Source organism: Pseudarthrobacter raffinosi (assembly GCF_023913835.1).
GTDB classification, from domain to species: domain Bacteria; phylum Actinomycetota; class Actinomycetes; order Actinomycetales; family Micrococcaceae; genus Arthrobacter; species Arthrobacter raffinosi.
Window position 1 is genome coordinate 380,369 of sequence record NZ_JAMXBG010000001.1, and the last position, 15,267, is coordinate 395,635.

Genomic DNA, 15,267 nt, shown 5'->3' on the forward strand with positions numbered 1-15,267 from the left:
TCCTGTACTCATTGAGACGTTACTCCGATACTTTCGCTGATGACTGCAGCACCGGCGACTTGAGCAGCGAGGCGGCGGTGGCGACGGCGCCTGCCACATCGCCGTCGGCCGGGTACAGCAACGTCCGCCCCACGGTGAGGCCCTGGACGCCGGGCAGGGCCAGGGCGGCCTGCCAGCTGGCGAAGACCTCGTCCTGGGTGCCTTCCGGGTCCCCGCCGAGGAGCACGGTGGGCAACGTGGTGGCCGCCATGACGCGTTCCATCTCGGCCACTACGGGCAGCTTCATCCAGGTGTAGGCGCTCGTGGAGCCCAGACCCTGGGCGATCGCGATGGACTTGATGACCCCGTCCGGGCTGAGGTCGTTGCGGACCTTGCCGTTCTGCCAGATCGAGAGGAACGGTTCCACCATGGCGATCAGCTTGCGTGCGGCGAGGGAGTTGACGGCCCGAGCCGTGGCTTCCAGGGCGGAGGCGGTGTCCGGGTCGCCGAGGCAGATGCGGGTCAGCATCTTGCCGCCGTCGGCGCCCAGGGCTTCCAAGGCTGCGGCCGTGTGGCCGGTGAAGCGGTCATCGATTTCGTTGACGAGCCCGGCCAGGCCACCGCGGTTCATCGAGCCGAAGACCAGCTTGCCTTCGAGCGCCCCCAGCAGGAGCAGGTCGTCCATGATGTCCGGGGACGCGAGGACACCGTCGACGGCGGGATTCGCCAGGGCGATCTGCAGGCGGTCCAACAAATCGCGGCGGTCCGCCATGGCCACCGGATCGTTCCCCACGGAGAGGGCTCCGCGGGCGGGGTGGTCGGCGGCAACGATGAAGTTCTGCACACCGTACTTCAGCCCCGGATGGCGCCGGCGGGTGGCTGCCGCGCGGGCAACGGCGTCGGGGTCTTCGAGCCGGAGGGCGCTCAGGTGCTGGTAGCGGCGGGGATCATCGTTGGCGCTCAAGACGCTGCTCCTTCGGAAACTGTGGTGTGGGACGGGCGTGAGGCGGCGGCACCGGCCAGGGCGGGTACCAGGCGGCCGCGTTCGGCCAGCAGCGAGGTGACTTCCTCCGGCGTCGGCATGGCGTCGGCGCAGGAAAGACGGGAGGCCACAATGGCGCCGGCGGCGTTGGCGTAATCGAGGACCTGGGCCAGCGGCCAGCCGGACAGCAGTCCGTGGCAGAAGGCTCCACCAAACGAGTCGCCGGCACCAAGGCCGTTGAGGGTTTCCACCGGGACCGGCGCGGAGACAACGCGTTCGGTGCGGGTCTTTGCCATCACACCTTCCGGCCCAAGCTTGACGACGGCGATCTCGACGCCGGCGGCCAGCAGCCGGTCGGCCTGTTCGTCAGGGGTTCCTTCGCCCACGGCAACGGCGCATTCCTTGTCGTTGCCGATAGCCACCGTGACGTGCGGCAGGATCTTTGCAACCTCGGCCCGGGCTTCCTCTTCGGAAGCCCAGAACATGGGCCGGTAGTCCAGGTCCAGGATGGTGTACTGGCCTTCCTTGAGACCGGTCCGGGGACGGGCAGCATGGGCGGCCAGGTGGGCCTCGCGGCTGGGCTCCTGGCACAAACCAGTCACCGTCGACCAGAAGATCCCGGCCTCGCGGATGGCTACCAGGTCCAGCTCCGCGGCCTTGATCTGCAGGTCAGGCGCCGTGGGGAAACGCCCATAAAAGTAGAGCGGAAAATCATCCGGCGGCATAATGGCGCAGAACGTCACCGCGGTGGGCCATTCCTTCACCGGCGTAACGAATGTATCGTCCACGTTGAACTTGCGCAGTTCACGGTGGAGGTATTTTCCGAAGGCGTCGTCGCCGGTGCGCGTGATGACGCCTGCGTTGCGGCCATGCCGCGCCGCGGCCACGGCCACATTGGACGGGGAACCTCCGAGGTACTTTCCGAAGGACGTCACGTCCTCCAGATCCACCCCGATGTCGTTCGGGTATATATCAACGCTGATGCGCCCGATCGTGAGCAGTTCGTGGGTCACGGTAATCGCGGACCTTTCTGGTTTGAGCTCCATACCCCTGTACTGCAAGAGCTAGAGCTCGGGTTCCTGGCCGGGCCCCCGTGAGCGGGGCCACAACCACTACCTTGCCCTAGAATCATTGTCCTGTCAAAGGTTTGTACTGACATATTTACAACCTGCACAAGGCGCCGAATTGGCGCCGTCGGGATCACTTCCGGGGGACGGCCAGTTCACCCGTGACGTACTGCGCCCGCCCGAAGCCGAACGACCAGTCACCGGCGGCATTCTCCACATATCCGATAAACACGTCCTCACCGGCAACATCAAGTTCCGCCAGCCGGTCGGCGATCGCCGCAAAGAGGGATTGCTTGGCGGCCTGGCTCCGACCGCCTTGCGTAAAGATCTGGATCATCACCACGTTGGGGGTGCGCTCGAAGCCGAGCCCTGCATCCTGGGCGACAATCTGGCCCTGCGGGTGCTCCGTGAGAACGTGGAAGTAGTCGCGCTCCGGGATGGCATACTCTGCGAGGATGGCATCATGTATGCCCCGGCTCAAACGCTGCAACTGTTCGGCGCTGCGCCCTTGGTTAACATCGATTCGTACCAGCGGCATTTTTCATCTCCCTGAAGTTTGTCCTGACATACTAACAAACTTCCGAGAGGATCGGCAAGGAAAATCCCCAGATAGCCCTTCCGCCCCGGCGAGGCCGGGAGTATGGTTAAACAACCAAATGGTTGATCAATGATTTAGTTGATTAATAATCCAGAAAGGCCTGCACCACGATGAACCCCGACGACGGCACCCTGGACTCGGCCTTTATGGCCCTGGCCGACCCCGTGCGGCGGCGGATCATCGCCCGGCTCAGCCGCGGGCAGGCCACAGTCAACGAATTGGCGGAACCCTTCGCGATCACCAAACAGGCAGTCTCGAAGCACATCCAGGTCCTCGAGCAGGCAGGGCTCGTCACCCGCAGCAGGGAAGCCCAGCGCCGGCCCGTCCACCTGAATCCCGCACGGCTGGAGGCTCTCACAGCGTGGATCGACCAGTACCGGCTGGTCCGCGAAGAGCAGTTCCGCAGCCTGGACGCCGTGCTCAGATCCAATGCCGCAACCGGCGGCAACCACCTAAAGGAATCATCATGAGCAATCCGCTGAACCTCACCATTCCTGAAGGACTCCCCTTCATCGACTACGACCGCGAATTCGATTTCCCGGTTGCGGACGTCTTCCGCGCGCACAAGGACCCGGACCTTGTCATCCAGTGGCTCGGCCCGCGTGGCATGAAGATGGAAATCAACCATCTCGATTTCCGGACCGGTGGCAGCTACAGCTACTTGCACACCGGGCCCGACGGCGTCGCTTACAAATTCAGCGGCGTCTATCACACCGTCCGCGAGAACGAATTTGCCATCCAGACCTTCGAATTCGGCGGCTACCCTGACGTTGTCAGCCTCGAGTTCCTCACCTTCGAAGACCTCGGCAACGGCCGGTCCCGCGTCCGGGGCCACTCCGTCTACCCCACCCAGGAGGCCCGCGACGGCATGGCGCAGTCCGGCATGGAGGGCGGCATGTCCGAGGGCTACGAGCGGCTCGACGAACTGCTCAGCGGCGCCAAGGTCTAGAACAGCCCTTAAACAAGTACGACGGCGGCCGGTCACCTTCCTGGAGAAGGTAACCGGCCGCCGTCGTACTCGTGGTCGAGCCCGTCGAGACCCGTCGCTGCACCGGTGGTCGAGCCGGGGCTTGAGGACCAATGCTCGGGAAAGTCACGCTAAGCCGATCTCCGGCGGTAACGATGGTTGCCTCGGTTCGTTGAGCCTGTGTGGCTAAACATAAATATTTGACTGCGGCCGAGGAGGCCTCGTACGGGCGATTCGAGGCGCAGGCCCCGGAACAGGCGGTGTTGGAACGGTTCTTCTTCCTGGACGACGCCGATCTGGACCTCGTAGCGAAACGGCGCGGTGATCACAACCGGCTCGGGTTCAGTCTCCAGTTGGTGACCGTCCGGCGCCTGGGCACGTTCCTGGAAGATCCTCTCGACGTACCGACTGCGGTGGTGGATTATGTGGCCGGACAAGTCGGGGTGGCCGATCCGTCGTGCGTGAAGGGGTACTTGGAGCGGCGGCCGACACGGTTTGAGCATCAGGCAGAGATCGCCAAGGTATACGGTTACGTTTCCTACGCCTCGGCGGAAGCGGAGTTGATCGGCTGGTTGGACGGGCAGGCGTGGACGACCGGTGATCAACCGAAGCCGCTGTTCTACGCAGCGGTGGGATGGCTACGGGCGCGGAGAGCACTCCTGCCGGGGGTCACGACGTTACGGGACGAGGTGGCCAGCGTCCGTAAAAAGGCCGAAACCAGGCTGTACGCCGCCCTGGCGCGGGCCGTGACCGGCGGGCAGGCCCTTGAGCTGGAGAAACTGCTGCAGGTGCCCGGGGGTAGCCGTTGGTCGCAGTTGGAGATGTGGCGCAAGGCGGGTAAGAACACGACCGGGCGCGGCATGGTCATGGCGCTGAACCGGGTATCGGAGATCGCCGGGATGCACCTGGGCGAGGTGGATGTGGCCGGGGTGCCCAAGCGGCGGTTGATCGCCCTGGCGAAGGAGGGCAGGAACGAGACGGCGACCAAGCTTGACCGGTTGCCGTACGAGAAGAAGATCGCCACGCTGCTGGCCACGGTGCGGTGGCTGGAGGTGAGCGCCACCGACGATGCCCTGGAACTGTTCGACGTATTCATGTCTAACGAGCTGATCGGGCGGGCAAACAAGGCCGCGGAGAAGGCCACCATAAAGCGGGCGCCGATGGTCGCCCGGCACGCCCGGATACTCCAGTCGGTGGTGGAACTTCTGCTCGAGGCCGAGGATGCGAGTGAGACGATGCCATTGGGCATGGTGTGGGCGATGATCGAGCACCAGGTGGGCTCCCGGGCACAGATCGCTGCGGCGGTGGAGGGAATCCGGGAGATCATCCCGCCGCCGCAGGCCGAACCGGAGGGGCAGTGGCGGGAGGCGGTCGTGGAGCGGTACGCCACGGTGCGCGGCTTCGCCAAGATGCTGTGCGAGGTAGTCGGGTTCGCGGCGACCGCCGACGCACACAAGATCCTGGGGGCGATGCAGGATCTGGCGCATCTGCTGGACCTGCGGGAGACGGTGAAGGTGCCCAAGGGCTACCTGGATGCCCGCAAGGTCGACCTGTCGGTGGTGCCGAAGGGCTGGTGGCAGAAGCTGGTGTTCCCCGCCGGCAGGCCCGGGGGCACGGTGGACCGCAACGCCTACGTGTTCTGCGTTCTGGAGCAGTTCCACACCGCGCTCAAGCACCGCGACATCTTCGCGGCCACCTCCGACCGCTGGTCAGATCCCCGGGCCCGGCTGCTATCTGGCCCGGCGTGGGAGAACGCGAAGGGCCCGGCGCTGGGCGCGTTGCTGCTGCCGGAGCAGCCCGATTCGCTGCTCGCCGAGCATGCCGGGACCTTGGATGCGGCGTGGCGAACGGTGTCCGGCGGGATGACCGCCGGCGGGGACATCACCGTGGACACCGACGGCCGGATGCACCTCGGCAAGGACGACGCGTTGGAGGAGTCGCCCAGCCTGAAAGACCTGCGCACCCGTGTAGCGGGCATGATTCCGCGCGTGGACCTGTCCGAACTGGTGCTCGAGGTGATGGGCTGGCACCCGGACTTCACCGCCTCCTTCACCTCCGCAGCAGGCGTGTCCTCCCGGCTGACCGACCTGCACGTCTCGGTCGCCGCGCTGCTGACCGCGCACGCGCTCAACATCGGGTTCGGACCGGTGATCGCCGACGCTCCCGCGCTGACCCGCGACCGGCTCTCCCACGTCGACCAGCACTACCTCGGCTCGGACTCCTACGCCGCAGCCAACGCGGTGCTCATCGAGGCCCAGGGCGCCAGCGACCTGGCGCAGGAGTGGGGCGGCGGGCTGGTTGCCGCCGTCGACGGGATCCGGTTCATCGTGCCGGTCCGCTCCGTCGACGCCCGCCCAAACCCGAAGTACTTCCACCGAAAGAAGGGCGTGACCTGGCTGAACATGATCTCCGATCAGTCCGTCGGGCTGGCGGCCAAGGTGGTGTCGGGCACGCCGAAGGACACCCTTCACTTCGTGGACCTGCTCTACAACCCCGACGGTAGCCACCGGCCCGAGGTGCTGATCACCGACCAGGGCTCCTATTCCGACATCGTGTTCGGCCTGGTCACCTTGCTGGGATTCGACTACCGGCCGGTGCTCGCGGACCTGCCCGACGCCAAGCTGTGGCGGATCAACCGGTCAGCCGACTACGGCAGGCTCGACAGGACCGCCCGGGGAAAGATCGACATCGAGAAGGTCCGTCGGCACTGGCCGGACATCTGCCGGATCGCCGCCTCGATCCACACCCGCGAGGTCTCCGCCCACGATGTGATCCGTATCCTGCAACGCGACGGACGACCGACTGATCTGGGCGAGGCGGTGGCACACTACGGGCGGATCTTCAAAACCCTCCACATCCTCACCTTCGTCGATGACCCGGCCTACCGCCGGGAAATGAAAGCGTTGCGCAACCTCCAGGAGGGCCGCCACGCCCTGGCCAGGCACATCTTCCACGGCCGGGAGGGCAAGCTCCACCAGGCGTACCGTGACGGGCAGGAAGACCAACTCGGCGCCCTGGGCCTTGTCTTGAATTGTGTGACGTTGTGGAACACGGTCTACCTTGACCACGCCCTGACCACGCTGCGGGAACAGGGCTACCCGGTGCTCGATGCCGATGTCGCCCGCCTGTCGGCGTACGTGCGCCGGCACATCAACGTCCACGGTCACTACTCCTTCCAACTTCCCGACCTCGCCGGTGGCCGGCGCACTCTGCGCGATCCCGACCACCGCGACAGCAACGAGGAGTAAGAAGAGCCTGAGAGGCAACGGAAAGAAACCGGGGCATTAAGGGGTGTCGGAAAACGATCATCTACCGACACCCGGTCACTGCCGGCGTGTGATTGTTAGCCGAGAAAGGCGGTTAATTCGCGGGATGAGTTGCCGGTTTCGGCGTCGGTCATGCGGAAACTTGAACGGGCGCTCGAGGGATTAGAATTTCGGGCCGGTCAGGAGCTCGGCAGTCGGTCGCGCCCCTCCATAAGATACGATTCGTGGAGTCTAGAGCCCCGGCTTTAGGGATCGAAGGGTATCTTTGGCGCCATGGTCATGGAGGCCCGTCAGGGCGTCGGAGTAGGCCATGACAAACCGTTCATCATCGATGAGGGCGCCGAAGACTTCGCGGTCCGAGATGAAGGACAGCGGGTCCTGGCGCTGCCGGGCGGCGGCGGCCATCAGGGTATCTTTCAGGCGGTCAACCACTTCGATGGGGTTGCCCTGCTCGTCGGTGCCTTCGTCGTACCGCGCCCAGCTGGCCACAATTGCTGCAGAGCGATGGATTTCGCCGTTGTTTGCCAGATTGATGCGGATCACCGGCAGGAGCCACTTGGGAATACGGTCTGAGCTCTCGGCGCACAGCCTGGCCAGGGTGTCGCGGACGTATTCATTGGAGAAGCGCTCGATGAGAGTGTGCTTGTAGGCGTCGAGGTCGATGCCCGGAACGGGCTGCAGGGTCGGCGTGGCTTCCTTGTCCATGTAGTCGAGCAGGAACTGGGAGAACAACGGGTCCTGGCAGACTTCATGCGCGTAGCGGTAGCCGGCGAGGTAGCCAAAATAGCACATGCCTTGGTGGCTGGCGTTGAGCAGGCGCAGCTTCATGAGCTCATAGGGTTCCACGTCTTCCACCAGCTGGACCCCGACGTCTTCGAAGGGCGGACGGCCGAGGCTGAAATGGTCTTCGAGCACCCATTGTTCGAAGGGCTCACAGACCACGGGCCATGCGTCTTTCACCCCGAATTCCTCCTCAATGGCGCCTCGGTCCTCGTCCGTGGTCACGGGGGTGATTCTGTCCACCATGCTGTTGGGGAAAGGCACGTTTTCCTCGATCCACCCGCCAAGCTCGGCATCTTTGAGAGATGCGAAGGCGGTAAACATTTTCCGTGCGACGTCGCCGTTGCCCTGAATGTTGTCACAGGACATCACCGTGAATGGCTCCAAACCCCGTTCGCGGCGCCGGGCAAGGGCCTCGGTGACCAGCCCGAAGGTTGTCCGCGGTGCGGCTCCGGGCTGGAGATCGTGGATGACGTCCGGGTTCTCGGTGTTGAATTCCCCGGTGACGTGGTGGAAGTTGTAGCCGCCCTCCGTCACGGTGAGCGAGACGATGCGGACGGCGTCCGAGGCCATCTTTTCGATAACAGCATCCGGGTCGTCGGGGGCGAAAAGGTATTCAATGATGGAGCCGATGACCCGCGCCTCCCGGGTGCCGTCCGGGTTTTTCACCACGAGGGTGTAGAGGCAGTCCTGGCTGTCCATTACCTGCTTCATGCGGGCGTCGCCGGGCAGGACCCCAACGCCGCAGATCGCCCAGTCAAGTGCGTGGCCGGTGCTCATCAAGCGGTCCAGATACATGGCCTGGTGTGCGCGGTGGAAGCCGCCGACGCCGAAATGGACAATTCCCGCCGTCAAAGCTGAGCGGTCATAAGAGGGTTTGCCCACAGCAGCGGGGAGTTCCGGGAGAGTTGAGCTGGTGAGTGAATGCATGTGTTTAGCCTTTCAGAATGTGCTGGTCGATCGGCATGGAGCCCGGTTCCCGGGCCCATGGCGGGCTGGCCTCTTCCCGGAAACAGCCAATGATTCTTGCCTTGCCGGGAAGGACAGAAAGTGCGTTGAACGTGTCCGGGATGGAGCCGCGCCTGCCGTTTTCGGCTGAACGCCCGGTGGAAGAGCTTCAGGTGGTGGCATTTACTGCCTCCTTGCTTGTGCAGGGGTCAGGACCACGGGATGATCCGGTCTGCCGCATGGCGGGTGGCTTCGATCAGCTGGGCGTTGGTTTCGTCGGAACCGGCCGCCCACGCTTGCGCTGCGGGGCGGTCTTTGCCGAAGAGGATGTGCCTGTCCACGAGCCGGGAAAGGCGCAGGTGCCGGGGTGTATCCAGGAACCACACCTCGTCCAGCTGCGCCCGGACCTGCTGCCACGGGGGCAGTTCCGCGAGGAGGTAGTTGCCCTCGGTGATGACGAGCGGTACGGCTGCGGGTACTTCAATGGACGCGGCCACCGGTTCGTCGATGGTGCGGCGAAAATCGGGCGCATAGACCACGTGCTCGTCCCGCCGTGCGAGGCGCTGCAACAGGGAGAGGTATCCGCCGACGTCGAACGTGTCGATGGCGCCTTTGCGTTCCCTGAGCGGTGTGCCGTCGATGATCTTGTTTCCCAAGTGGAAGCCGTCCATCGGCACCACGACGGCGGACCCGGCTCCGAGAAGTTTCTGCAGGCAGGCGGAGAAGGTGGACTTACCCGATCCGGGGGCTCCCACAATACCGAGCAGCATTCTGTTCCCGTCGGCGAGGCGAAGCCGGAGATCCGCCACGGCCCGTTCCGCCTCCGGTGACCGGGGCCCCCGGGTCCCCGGCAGTCCGGTGTCAGCGAGGTCCATCAGCGGCCCGGGTAGACGACGGCTTTGAGCTGGCCGGGCTGCTTGCCGGCTTTGAGCGCTTCCTCGGATTCGGCGAGGGCGAACTTGCCGGTGACCAGGACGTCCAGATCCACCTTGCCGTCGGCTATCAACTGGATGGCCAAAGGCCACGTGTTGGTGTAGCGGAACACCCCGGAGAGCCAGATCTCCCGGTTCTGGATGAACGAGACGGGGAGTTCGACGTCGTCGGCCCCAAGCCCCACCAGGATGACCCGGCCGGCCGGCCCCACGGCCTTGATGCCGGAGCGGACGGCCTGCGGCGCGCCGGAGGCGTCGATGAACGCATCGACGTCCAGGCCCTCCACGCTGTCGGTTTTGGCGTTGAGCGCGTGGGTCGCGCCGTGTTCCAGGGCGAAAGCGAGCCGGTCTTCTGCGATGTCGGTGATGTAGATTTCGGTGGCGCCGAAGGCCCGGGCTGCCTGGGCGGCGATAATGCCTATCGGGCCGGCGCCGGCGATCAGCACACGGCTGCCGGGCCTGATCTCGGCGCGTTCGCAGGCCCAGAGCCCGACGGAGAGCGGCTCGATCAGGGCGGCTGCCTCGTCGCTGACGCTCTCCGGGATGTCGTAGGCGAAGTCGCTCTGGATGCTCACGTATTCGGCGAACGCGCCGTCGATCGGCGGGGTGGCGTAGAACTCGATGTCCGGGCACAGGTTGTACCGTCCCGCTTTGCACTGCTTGCATGTGCGGCAGGGCCGCTGGGGCTCGACGGCGACCCGCTTGCCGATGCGGGACGGGTCAACGGCGCTTCCGACGGCGGCGATCCGGCCGGAGAGTTCATGGCCGAGGATCAGCGGGTGGTCCACAATGTAGTCGCCGATCCGGCCGTGCTCGTAGTAGTGCACGTCGCTGCCGCAGACGCCGACGGCCGCGACCTTGACCAGAACCTGATCGGCTTCAAGCTGCGGGACGGCCAGGGTTTCCAGGGCCATCTCGCCCTGGCGTTTCAGGACGGAGGCCCGCATCGTGGCCGGCAGTTCGGGGTGCGCCAGGGTGCGGGACTGTGCGGTGGGTGTTGTCATCGGAGTAATCCTCTAAGAATCGAAAGTGGTGAGGGCCGGCTACTTGACGGCGCCGAGGGAGAGGCCTTGGACGAGTTTGTCCTGGGCGGCGAAGCCGGCGAACAGCACCGGCAGGGAGATCACGACGGCGGCCGCGCAGACTTTGGCGAGGAACAGTCCCTGGCTGGAGACGAAGCCGGTCAGGAAGACCGGGGCGGTTCCCGCCATCACGCCAGTGAGGACGCGGGCCAGGAGCAGTTCGTTCCAGCTGAAGATGAAGCAGATCAGGGCGGTGGCGGCGATGCCGGGCATCGCCACGGGAGCGACGACCTTCCGGAGGGTGAGGAGTAGGCCGGCGCCGTCGATCTGGGCGGCTTCAAGCATTTCCACCGGCACTTCGGCGAGGAAGGAACGCATCATCCACACGGCGATGGGCAGGTTCATCGAGGTGTACATCAGGACCAGGAACCAGATGTTGTCCAAAGCGCCGACGTTTTTGGCGAAGAGGTAGAGCGGCAGGATCGCTGCGACCACGGGCATCATCTTCGTGGAGAGGAAAAAGAACATCACGTCGGTCCACTTTTTCACCGGCCGGATCGACAGCGCATAGGCGGCCGGGATGGCCAGGACCAGGACCAGCACGGTCGAGAGGATCGAGGCAGTGGCCGAGTTGATCAGCGGCGGCCAGGGGCTGACTCCCGAGCTCGCCCCGAAGAACTCCTTGTAGGCGTCGAGGGTGAGGTTGGCAGCGAGGGACGGCGGATTGGTCGCGGCGTCAGTTTCGGAGTGGAACGAGGTGAGGATCATCCAGAGGACAGGCGTCGCGAAGAGCAGGGCCAGCAGCCATGCCGCGATCCCGGCAGCCGTATTGTTGCGGGTGGGGTCCATCCGGGACTTGCCGCGACGACGCGAACCGGTGTTGAGGGCGGTCGGTCCGGGGACGGATTTCCGGGGTGCGGCCGGGGTGAGGGTGCTCATCGTGCTGCCTCCTTCTTGAAGAGCGAGAATACGGTGCGGAGCGCGAAGGTCGCCACGATGATCGTGCCGATGACCACCACGACGCCGGCGGCCGACGCCAGGCCATATTCGTTGGCGAAGTAGAACGTCTGGTAGATGGCGTACGGCAGGTTGGCTGTTCCCAGGCCGCCCGAGGTGAGGGTGAAGACGGCATCGAAGTTCTGCACGATGTAGATGGCCCCGAGCAGGCCACCGAGTTCCAGGTACTGGCGCAGGTGCGGCAGGGTGAGGTGGCGGAAGATGCCCCAGGGGCTCGCGCCGTCCATCTGGGCCGCTTCGACGGTGTCCATGGGACGCGACTGCAAACCTGCCAGCAGGATGAGCATCATGAACGGCGTCCACTGCCAGACCAGCGACACGATGACGGCCATCAGGGGCGCTTGGGACAGGAGGTCCGGCTGGGGCGCGTTTTCGCTGCCGAACAGGGACCAGATCCAGGTCAGGATCCCGTTGATCAGCCCGTAGGTGGGGTTGAGGAGGGCATGCTTCCAGATGAGGGCGGCGGCCACCGGAACCACGAGGAACGGTGCGATCAGCAGGGTACGGGCCAGTCCGCGGCCGATGAACTTCTTGTCCAGGAGCAGTGCCAGTCCCAGGCCGATGACGAGGCTGGCCAGGACCACGGAGACCGTGAGGACGATGGTGGTGAAGATGGCTTGGCGCAGGTCGGCGTTGGTGAGGACCTGAACGTAGTTGTCGAAGCCGGCGAACCCGGTCTGGTCCGGGCGGAGGCTGTTCCAGTTCAGGAACGAAATGATGAGGGTCACCACGAACGGAAGCTGGGTGACGATGATGAGGAAGATCAGGGCCGGCAGCAGCGGCGCACGCCGTGCCCAGGCCAGTGCGCGTTCACGCGACCTGGCGTTCTTGGAGGTTTTGGATGCGCTGTGTCCGGGACCGGAGACGCGCGCTGTTGCTGTAGTCATGATGTTCTCCTGCGGTTCTGTGGCCCGCCGTCAGGCGGGCCACAGAACCTTTGGTGGGTTGCTGGTTACTTCTTGTACTTGTCGCCGATTTTCTGAGCGGCTTCCTGGCCCTTGGCCAGTGCATCCGCTACAGATCCCTGGCCGGCAATGGCGGAGCTGACACCTTGGGAGACAGTGGTGCCCAGGTCAGCAAACTCGGGAATGCCGACGAACTGAACACCGATGGCGGGACGCGGCTGGACACCGGGGTTCTTGGGGTCCGCGTTTTCGATGGCGGTCCGTTCGGCCTTGAAGAACGGGGCGGACTTCTGGAAGTCGGCGTTCTCATACGTGGAGATGCGCTTGCCGGACGGAACCTTCGCCCAGCCCAGCTTCGAAGCCACCAGTTCTTCATACTTCTGCGAGCTGGCCCAGGCGATGAACTTCCCGGCAGCATCCTGCTTCTTCGACGCTGCCTGCACGCCCCAGGACCAGGTCCACAGCCAGCCCGATGACTTCGTGTTCTTCACCGGGGCCTGGGCGTAGCCGATCTTGCCCTTCACCGGGGAGGAATCCGCCTCCAGTGAACCGGCAGCAGACGTGGCGTCGTACCACATGGCGACCTTGCTCTGGCTCATGTTGGTCAGGCACTCCGTGAACCCTGCCTGCGCGGCACCGGCTTCACCGTGCTTGCGGACCAGGTCCACATAGAACTCGGTCGCCGCGGTGAATTCCGGGGAGTTGACCTTCGCGTTCCAGTCCTTATCGAACCAGGTGCCGCCGAAGGTGTTGACCACGGTGGTCAGCGGGGCGAAGACCTGGCCCCAGCCGGGCTGGCCGCGCAGGCAGATGCCCTTCATGCCGGGCGCCGCACCGTCGGCCTTGGCTGCAAGGTCGGCCACCTCGTCCCAGGTGGGCTTCTCCGGCATGGTCAACCCTTTGGCGTCCAGAATGTCCTTGCGGTACATCAGGAACGAGGACTCTCCGTAGAACGGTTCACCGTAAAGCTTGCCGTCCTTGCCCGTGAGGGATGCCGTGTAGGCCGGAAGGATGTCCGCCTGGTTGAACTCCGCGTCCTTCGCTACATTGTCGAGCGGTGCCAGCCAGCCGTTGGCTGAATAAAACGGGATTTCGTAGTTCGACAGCGACGCAACGTCGTACTGCCCGGCCTGGCTGGAGAACTCCTGGCTGATCTTGGCCCGGACATCGTTCTCCGGCAGCACCGTGTAGTTGACCTTGATGCCGGTGTCCTTGGTGAAGTTATCTGCAGTCAGCCTTTGCAGGTCCTCCATCTGGGGGTTGTTGACCATCAGGACGTTGAGGCTGTTCTGATCGCCTGCCGCCGAGCCGCCACCGGCGCCGGAACAGGCCGACAGGGCGAGGGCAAAAGTAATAGTGCCGGCCGCGACTGCGGCCAAACGGGACTTGGGTCGCATTAGGACTCCTTTGTTCTTATGAGGTCGGGATACCGCTGTCTGAGCCGTCTGCAGGCTTCTGCGTGGATTCCAGGACCCAGATGTCGGGGCATCCCCGCCCCGTTCAAAACACTATGTGCACATCTGAGCGACCCGGAACCGCTCATGTGTTAAGTGACTCTAGTCATATATACTCATTTGAGCAATAGCCCGGACTCAAACGTTAAGTCGGTGGAAAGAGCAACGACATGCCCGAACAATCTCATGAGGAGCTTCTGGCGCGCATCGGAAGGGAGTACTACCTGGAGAACCGCCCCAAAGTGGAAATTGCGGCCAACTACGACCTCTCCCGGTTTCAGGTCGCACGGCTGCTGACCGAAGCCCGCGAGAGGGGCATCGTGGAGATCAAGGTTCATTTTCCGTCCCACCTCTCGAGCGCGGACGTGTGGCGAATTGAGACTTCCCTGAACGTGCGCCAGGTCATCGTCGTGGACGCGGTGGGTGAAGAAATCCAGGCCCGCGGGATCCTGGCAAAGGCCGCGGCGGTGGAAATCTCACGTCAGGCGCCCTCCGGCGGGACCCTCGGTATTTCCTGGTCCCGCACCCTGGACGTTGCCTCCCGGCTGGTCGGAGAACTTCCCCGGTGCGACATCGTCCAGCTCGCGGGTGCCCTCCCGGCCGAAGCAGACAGCAATCCGCTTGAGCTCATCCAGCGGCTGTCACATTTGAGCGGCGGACTGGCCTGGCCCCTGTGGTCACCTCTGGTGGTTGAGGATCCGGCGACGGCATCGGGTCTGCTGCGTCAGCCGGAGATTGCCGGGGCGCTGGCCAAGGCGGATTCCCTCGACCTGGCTGTGGTGGCAATCGGCGCCTGGAAACCCGGCTGCTCCACGGTCTGGGAACGGGCGGATCCTGCGGTGCGCGAGGAAGCGGTGCTGGCCGGCGCCGTAGCGGAATGTTCAGGGCGGCTGCTGAACTCAGCGGGAGTTCCGGTCGAATCCGGACTGGACGAGCGCATCATAGCCGTCACCATCAAGCAGCTGCAGCGGACCCCGAAGGTCATTGCCATAGCGCAAGGGAAGGCACGGGCAGACGCCGTGCGGGCCGTGGCCAGGGCCGGCTTTGTCACCACCTTGATCGTTGATGAGCCGCTGGCCAAAGCCCTGAATGACCAGATCGATAAGGAAAATAGTCAATGAGCGTTGTCATCGGAGTGGATTCCTCCACCCAGTCCTGCAAAGTCCTCGCCGTGGACGCCCAAAGCGGAGACGTCATCTCTTCGGCAGTGGCCCCGCACCCCGACCGCACATCGGTGAACCCCGAAATCTGGACCTCCGCCTTGCGTGAAGCATGGCAGGCAGCCGGCGCGGACCGCCTGGGTGGCTCCGTCGCCGCCGTCAGCGTTGCCGCCCAGCAGCATGGAATGGT

At 64.6% G+C, this 15,267-nt stretch carries 13 protein-coding genes and 1 pseudogene; 5 read left to right on the forward strand and 9 right to left on the reverse strand.

The annotated features are described in order from the left end of the window. Positions 1–19: 19 nt before the first annotated feature. The 3 genes from NG697_RS01715 to NG697_RS01725 form a co-directional block, all read right to left on the reverse strand. Complete coding sequence (locus NG697_RS01715; RefSeq protein ID WP_252599416.1) at positions 20–943, reverse strand: Cgl0159 family (beta/alpha)8-fold protein; 924 nt, start codon at positions 941–943, stop codon at positions 20–22. Beyond that, positions 940–1,974 carry a 5-dehydro-2-deoxygluconokinase gene (gene iolC, locus NG697_RS01720; protein ID WP_058932781.1) on the reverse strand — a complete coding sequence of 345 codons (1,035 nt, stop codon included), beginning with the start codon at positions 1,972–1,974 and terminating at the stop codon, positions 940–942. Before iolC ends, NG697_RS01715 begins: the two co-directional genes overlap by 4 nt. A 187-nt stretch (positions 1,975–2,161) precedes the next feature. Continuing rightward, on the reverse strand, positions 2,162–2,566 hold the full coding sequence (locus NG697_RS01725; protein WP_252599417.1) for a tautomerase family protein: 405 nt from the start codon (positions 2,564–2,566) through the stop codon (positions 2,162–2,164). Positions 2,567–2,736: 170 nt separating this feature from the next. Between NG697_RS01725 and NG697_RS01730 the strand changes: the two genes are divergently transcribed. From NG697_RS01730 to NG697_RS01740, 3 genes are all read left to right on the forward strand, one after another. After that, complete coding sequence (locus tag NG697_RS01730) at positions 2,737–3,096, forward strand: ArsR/SmtB family transcription factor (protein ID WP_252599418.1); 360 nt, start codon at positions 2,737–2,739, stop codon at positions 3,094–3,096. Then, on the forward strand, positions 3,093–3,575 hold the full coding sequence (locus NG697_RS01735; protein WP_252599419.1) for an SRPBCC family protein: 483 nt from the start codon (positions 3,093–3,095) through the stop codon (positions 3,573–3,575). Before NG697_RS01730 ends, NG697_RS01735 begins: the two co-directional genes overlap by 4 nt. 218 nt (positions 3,576–3,793) lie before the next feature. Then, the gene (locus NG697_RS01740; protein ID WP_252599420.1) at positions 3,794–6,841 is read left to right on the forward strand and encodes a Tn3 family transposase; all 3,048 of its coding nucleotides are present in this window, start codon (positions 3,794–3,796) and stop codon (positions 6,839–6,841) included. Between the two features lie 249 nt (positions 6,842–7,090). Here the strand turns inward: NG697_RS01740 and NG697_RS01745 are convergent, their stop codons facing one another. The 6 genes from NG697_RS01745 to NG697_RS01770 all read right to left on the reverse strand — a co-directional run bounded on the left by NG697_RS01745 (position 7,091) and on the right by NG697_RS01770 (position 13,860). Further along, positions 7,091–8,569, reverse strand: coding sequence for a mannitol dehydrogenase family protein (locus NG697_RS01745; protein ID WP_252599421.1), 1,479 nt, complete (start codon positions 8,567–8,569; stop codon positions 7,091–7,093). A gap of 227 nt (positions 8,570–8,796) precedes the next feature. After that, positions 8,797–9,462 (reverse strand): nucleoside/nucleotide kinase family protein, encoded by a 666-nt coding sequence (locus tag NG697_RS01750; RefSeq protein WP_252599422.1) that lies wholly within the window; start codon positions 9,460–9,462, stop codon positions 8,797–8,799. Further along, positions 9,462–10,523 (reverse strand): NAD(P)-dependent alcohol dehydrogenase, encoded by a 1,062-nt coding sequence (locus tag NG697_RS01755; RefSeq protein ID WP_252599423.1) that lies wholly within the window; start codon positions 10,521–10,523, stop codon positions 9,462–9,464. Before NG697_RS01755 ends, NG697_RS01750 begins: the two co-directional genes overlap by 1 nt. A 39-nt stretch (positions 10,524–10,562) precedes the next feature. Further along, complete coding sequence (locus NG697_RS01760; protein ID WP_252599424.1) at positions 10,563–11,480, reverse strand: carbohydrate ABC transporter permease; 918 nt, start codon at positions 11,478–11,480, stop codon at positions 10,563–10,565. Beyond that, entirely contained in the window at positions 11,477–12,445 is a 969-nt protein-coding gene (locus NG697_RS01765; RefSeq protein WP_252599425.1) for a carbohydrate ABC transporter permease, read from the reverse strand. The genes NG697_RS01760 and NG697_RS01765 overlap by 4 nt, the downstream gene beginning before the upstream one ends. A gap of 65 nt (positions 12,446–12,510) precedes the next feature. Then, complete coding sequence (locus NG697_RS01770; protein WP_252599426.1) at positions 12,511–13,860, reverse strand: ABC transporter substrate-binding protein; 1,350 nt, start codon at positions 13,858–13,860, stop codon at positions 12,511–12,513. Between the two features lie 227 nt (positions 13,861–14,087). Between NG697_RS01770 and NG697_RS01775 the strand changes: the two genes are divergently transcribed. Together NG697_RS01775 and NG697_RS01780 are read left to right on the forward strand one after the other, a co-directional pair. Continuing rightward, positions 14,088–15,038, forward strand: a complete 951-nt coding sequence (locus tag NG697_RS01775) for a sugar-binding transcriptional regulator (protein ID WP_252599427.1) — start codon at positions 14,088–14,090, stop codon at positions 15,036–15,038. Further along, positions 15,035–15,267: pseudogene (locus NG697_RS01780) on the forward strand (xylulose kinase); the annotation flags it as partial. The gene NG697_RS01775 and the pseudogene NG697_RS01780, both read left to right, overlap by 4 nt.

Coding starts and splice junctions, on each gene's coding strand:
- NG697_RS01725 (WP_252599417.1), bottom strand. CDS start 2,566: ATGCCGCTGGTACGAATCGATGTTAACCAAGGGCGCAGCGCCGAACAG.
- NG697_RS01730 (WP_252599418.1), top strand. CDS start 2,737: ATGAACCCCGACGACGGCACCCTGGACTCGGCCTTTATGGCCCTGGCC.
- NG697_RS01735 (WP_252599419.1), top strand. CDS start 3,093: ATGAGCAATCCGCTGAACCTCACCATTCCTGAAGGACTCCCCTTCATC.
- NG697_RS01745 (WP_252599421.1), bottom strand. CDS start 8,569: ATGCATTCACTCACCAGCTCAACTCTCCCGGAACTCCCCGCTGCTGTG.
- NG697_RS01750 (WP_252599422.1), bottom strand. CDS start 9,462: ATGGACCTCGCTGACACCGGACTGCCGGGGACCCGGGGGCCCCGGTCA.
- NG697_RS01755 (WP_252599423.1), bottom strand. CDS start 10,523: ATGACAACACCCACCGCACAGTCCCGCACCCTGGCGCACCCCGAACTG.
- NG697_RS01760 (WP_252599424.1), bottom strand. CDS start 11,480: ATGAGCACCCTCACCCCGGCCGCACCCCGGAAATCCGTCCCCGGACCG.
- NG697_RS01765 (WP_252599425.1), bottom strand. CDS start 12,445: ATGACTACAGCAACAGCGCGCGTCTCCGGTCCCGGACACAGCGCATCC.
- NG697_RS01770 (WP_252599426.1), bottom strand. CDS start 13,860: ATGCGACCCAAGTCCCGTTTGGCCGCAGTCGCGGCCGGCACTATTACT.
- NG697_RS01775 (WP_252599427.1), top strand. CDS start 14,088: ATGCCCGAACAATCTCATGAGGAGCTTCTGGCGCGCATCGGAAGGGAG.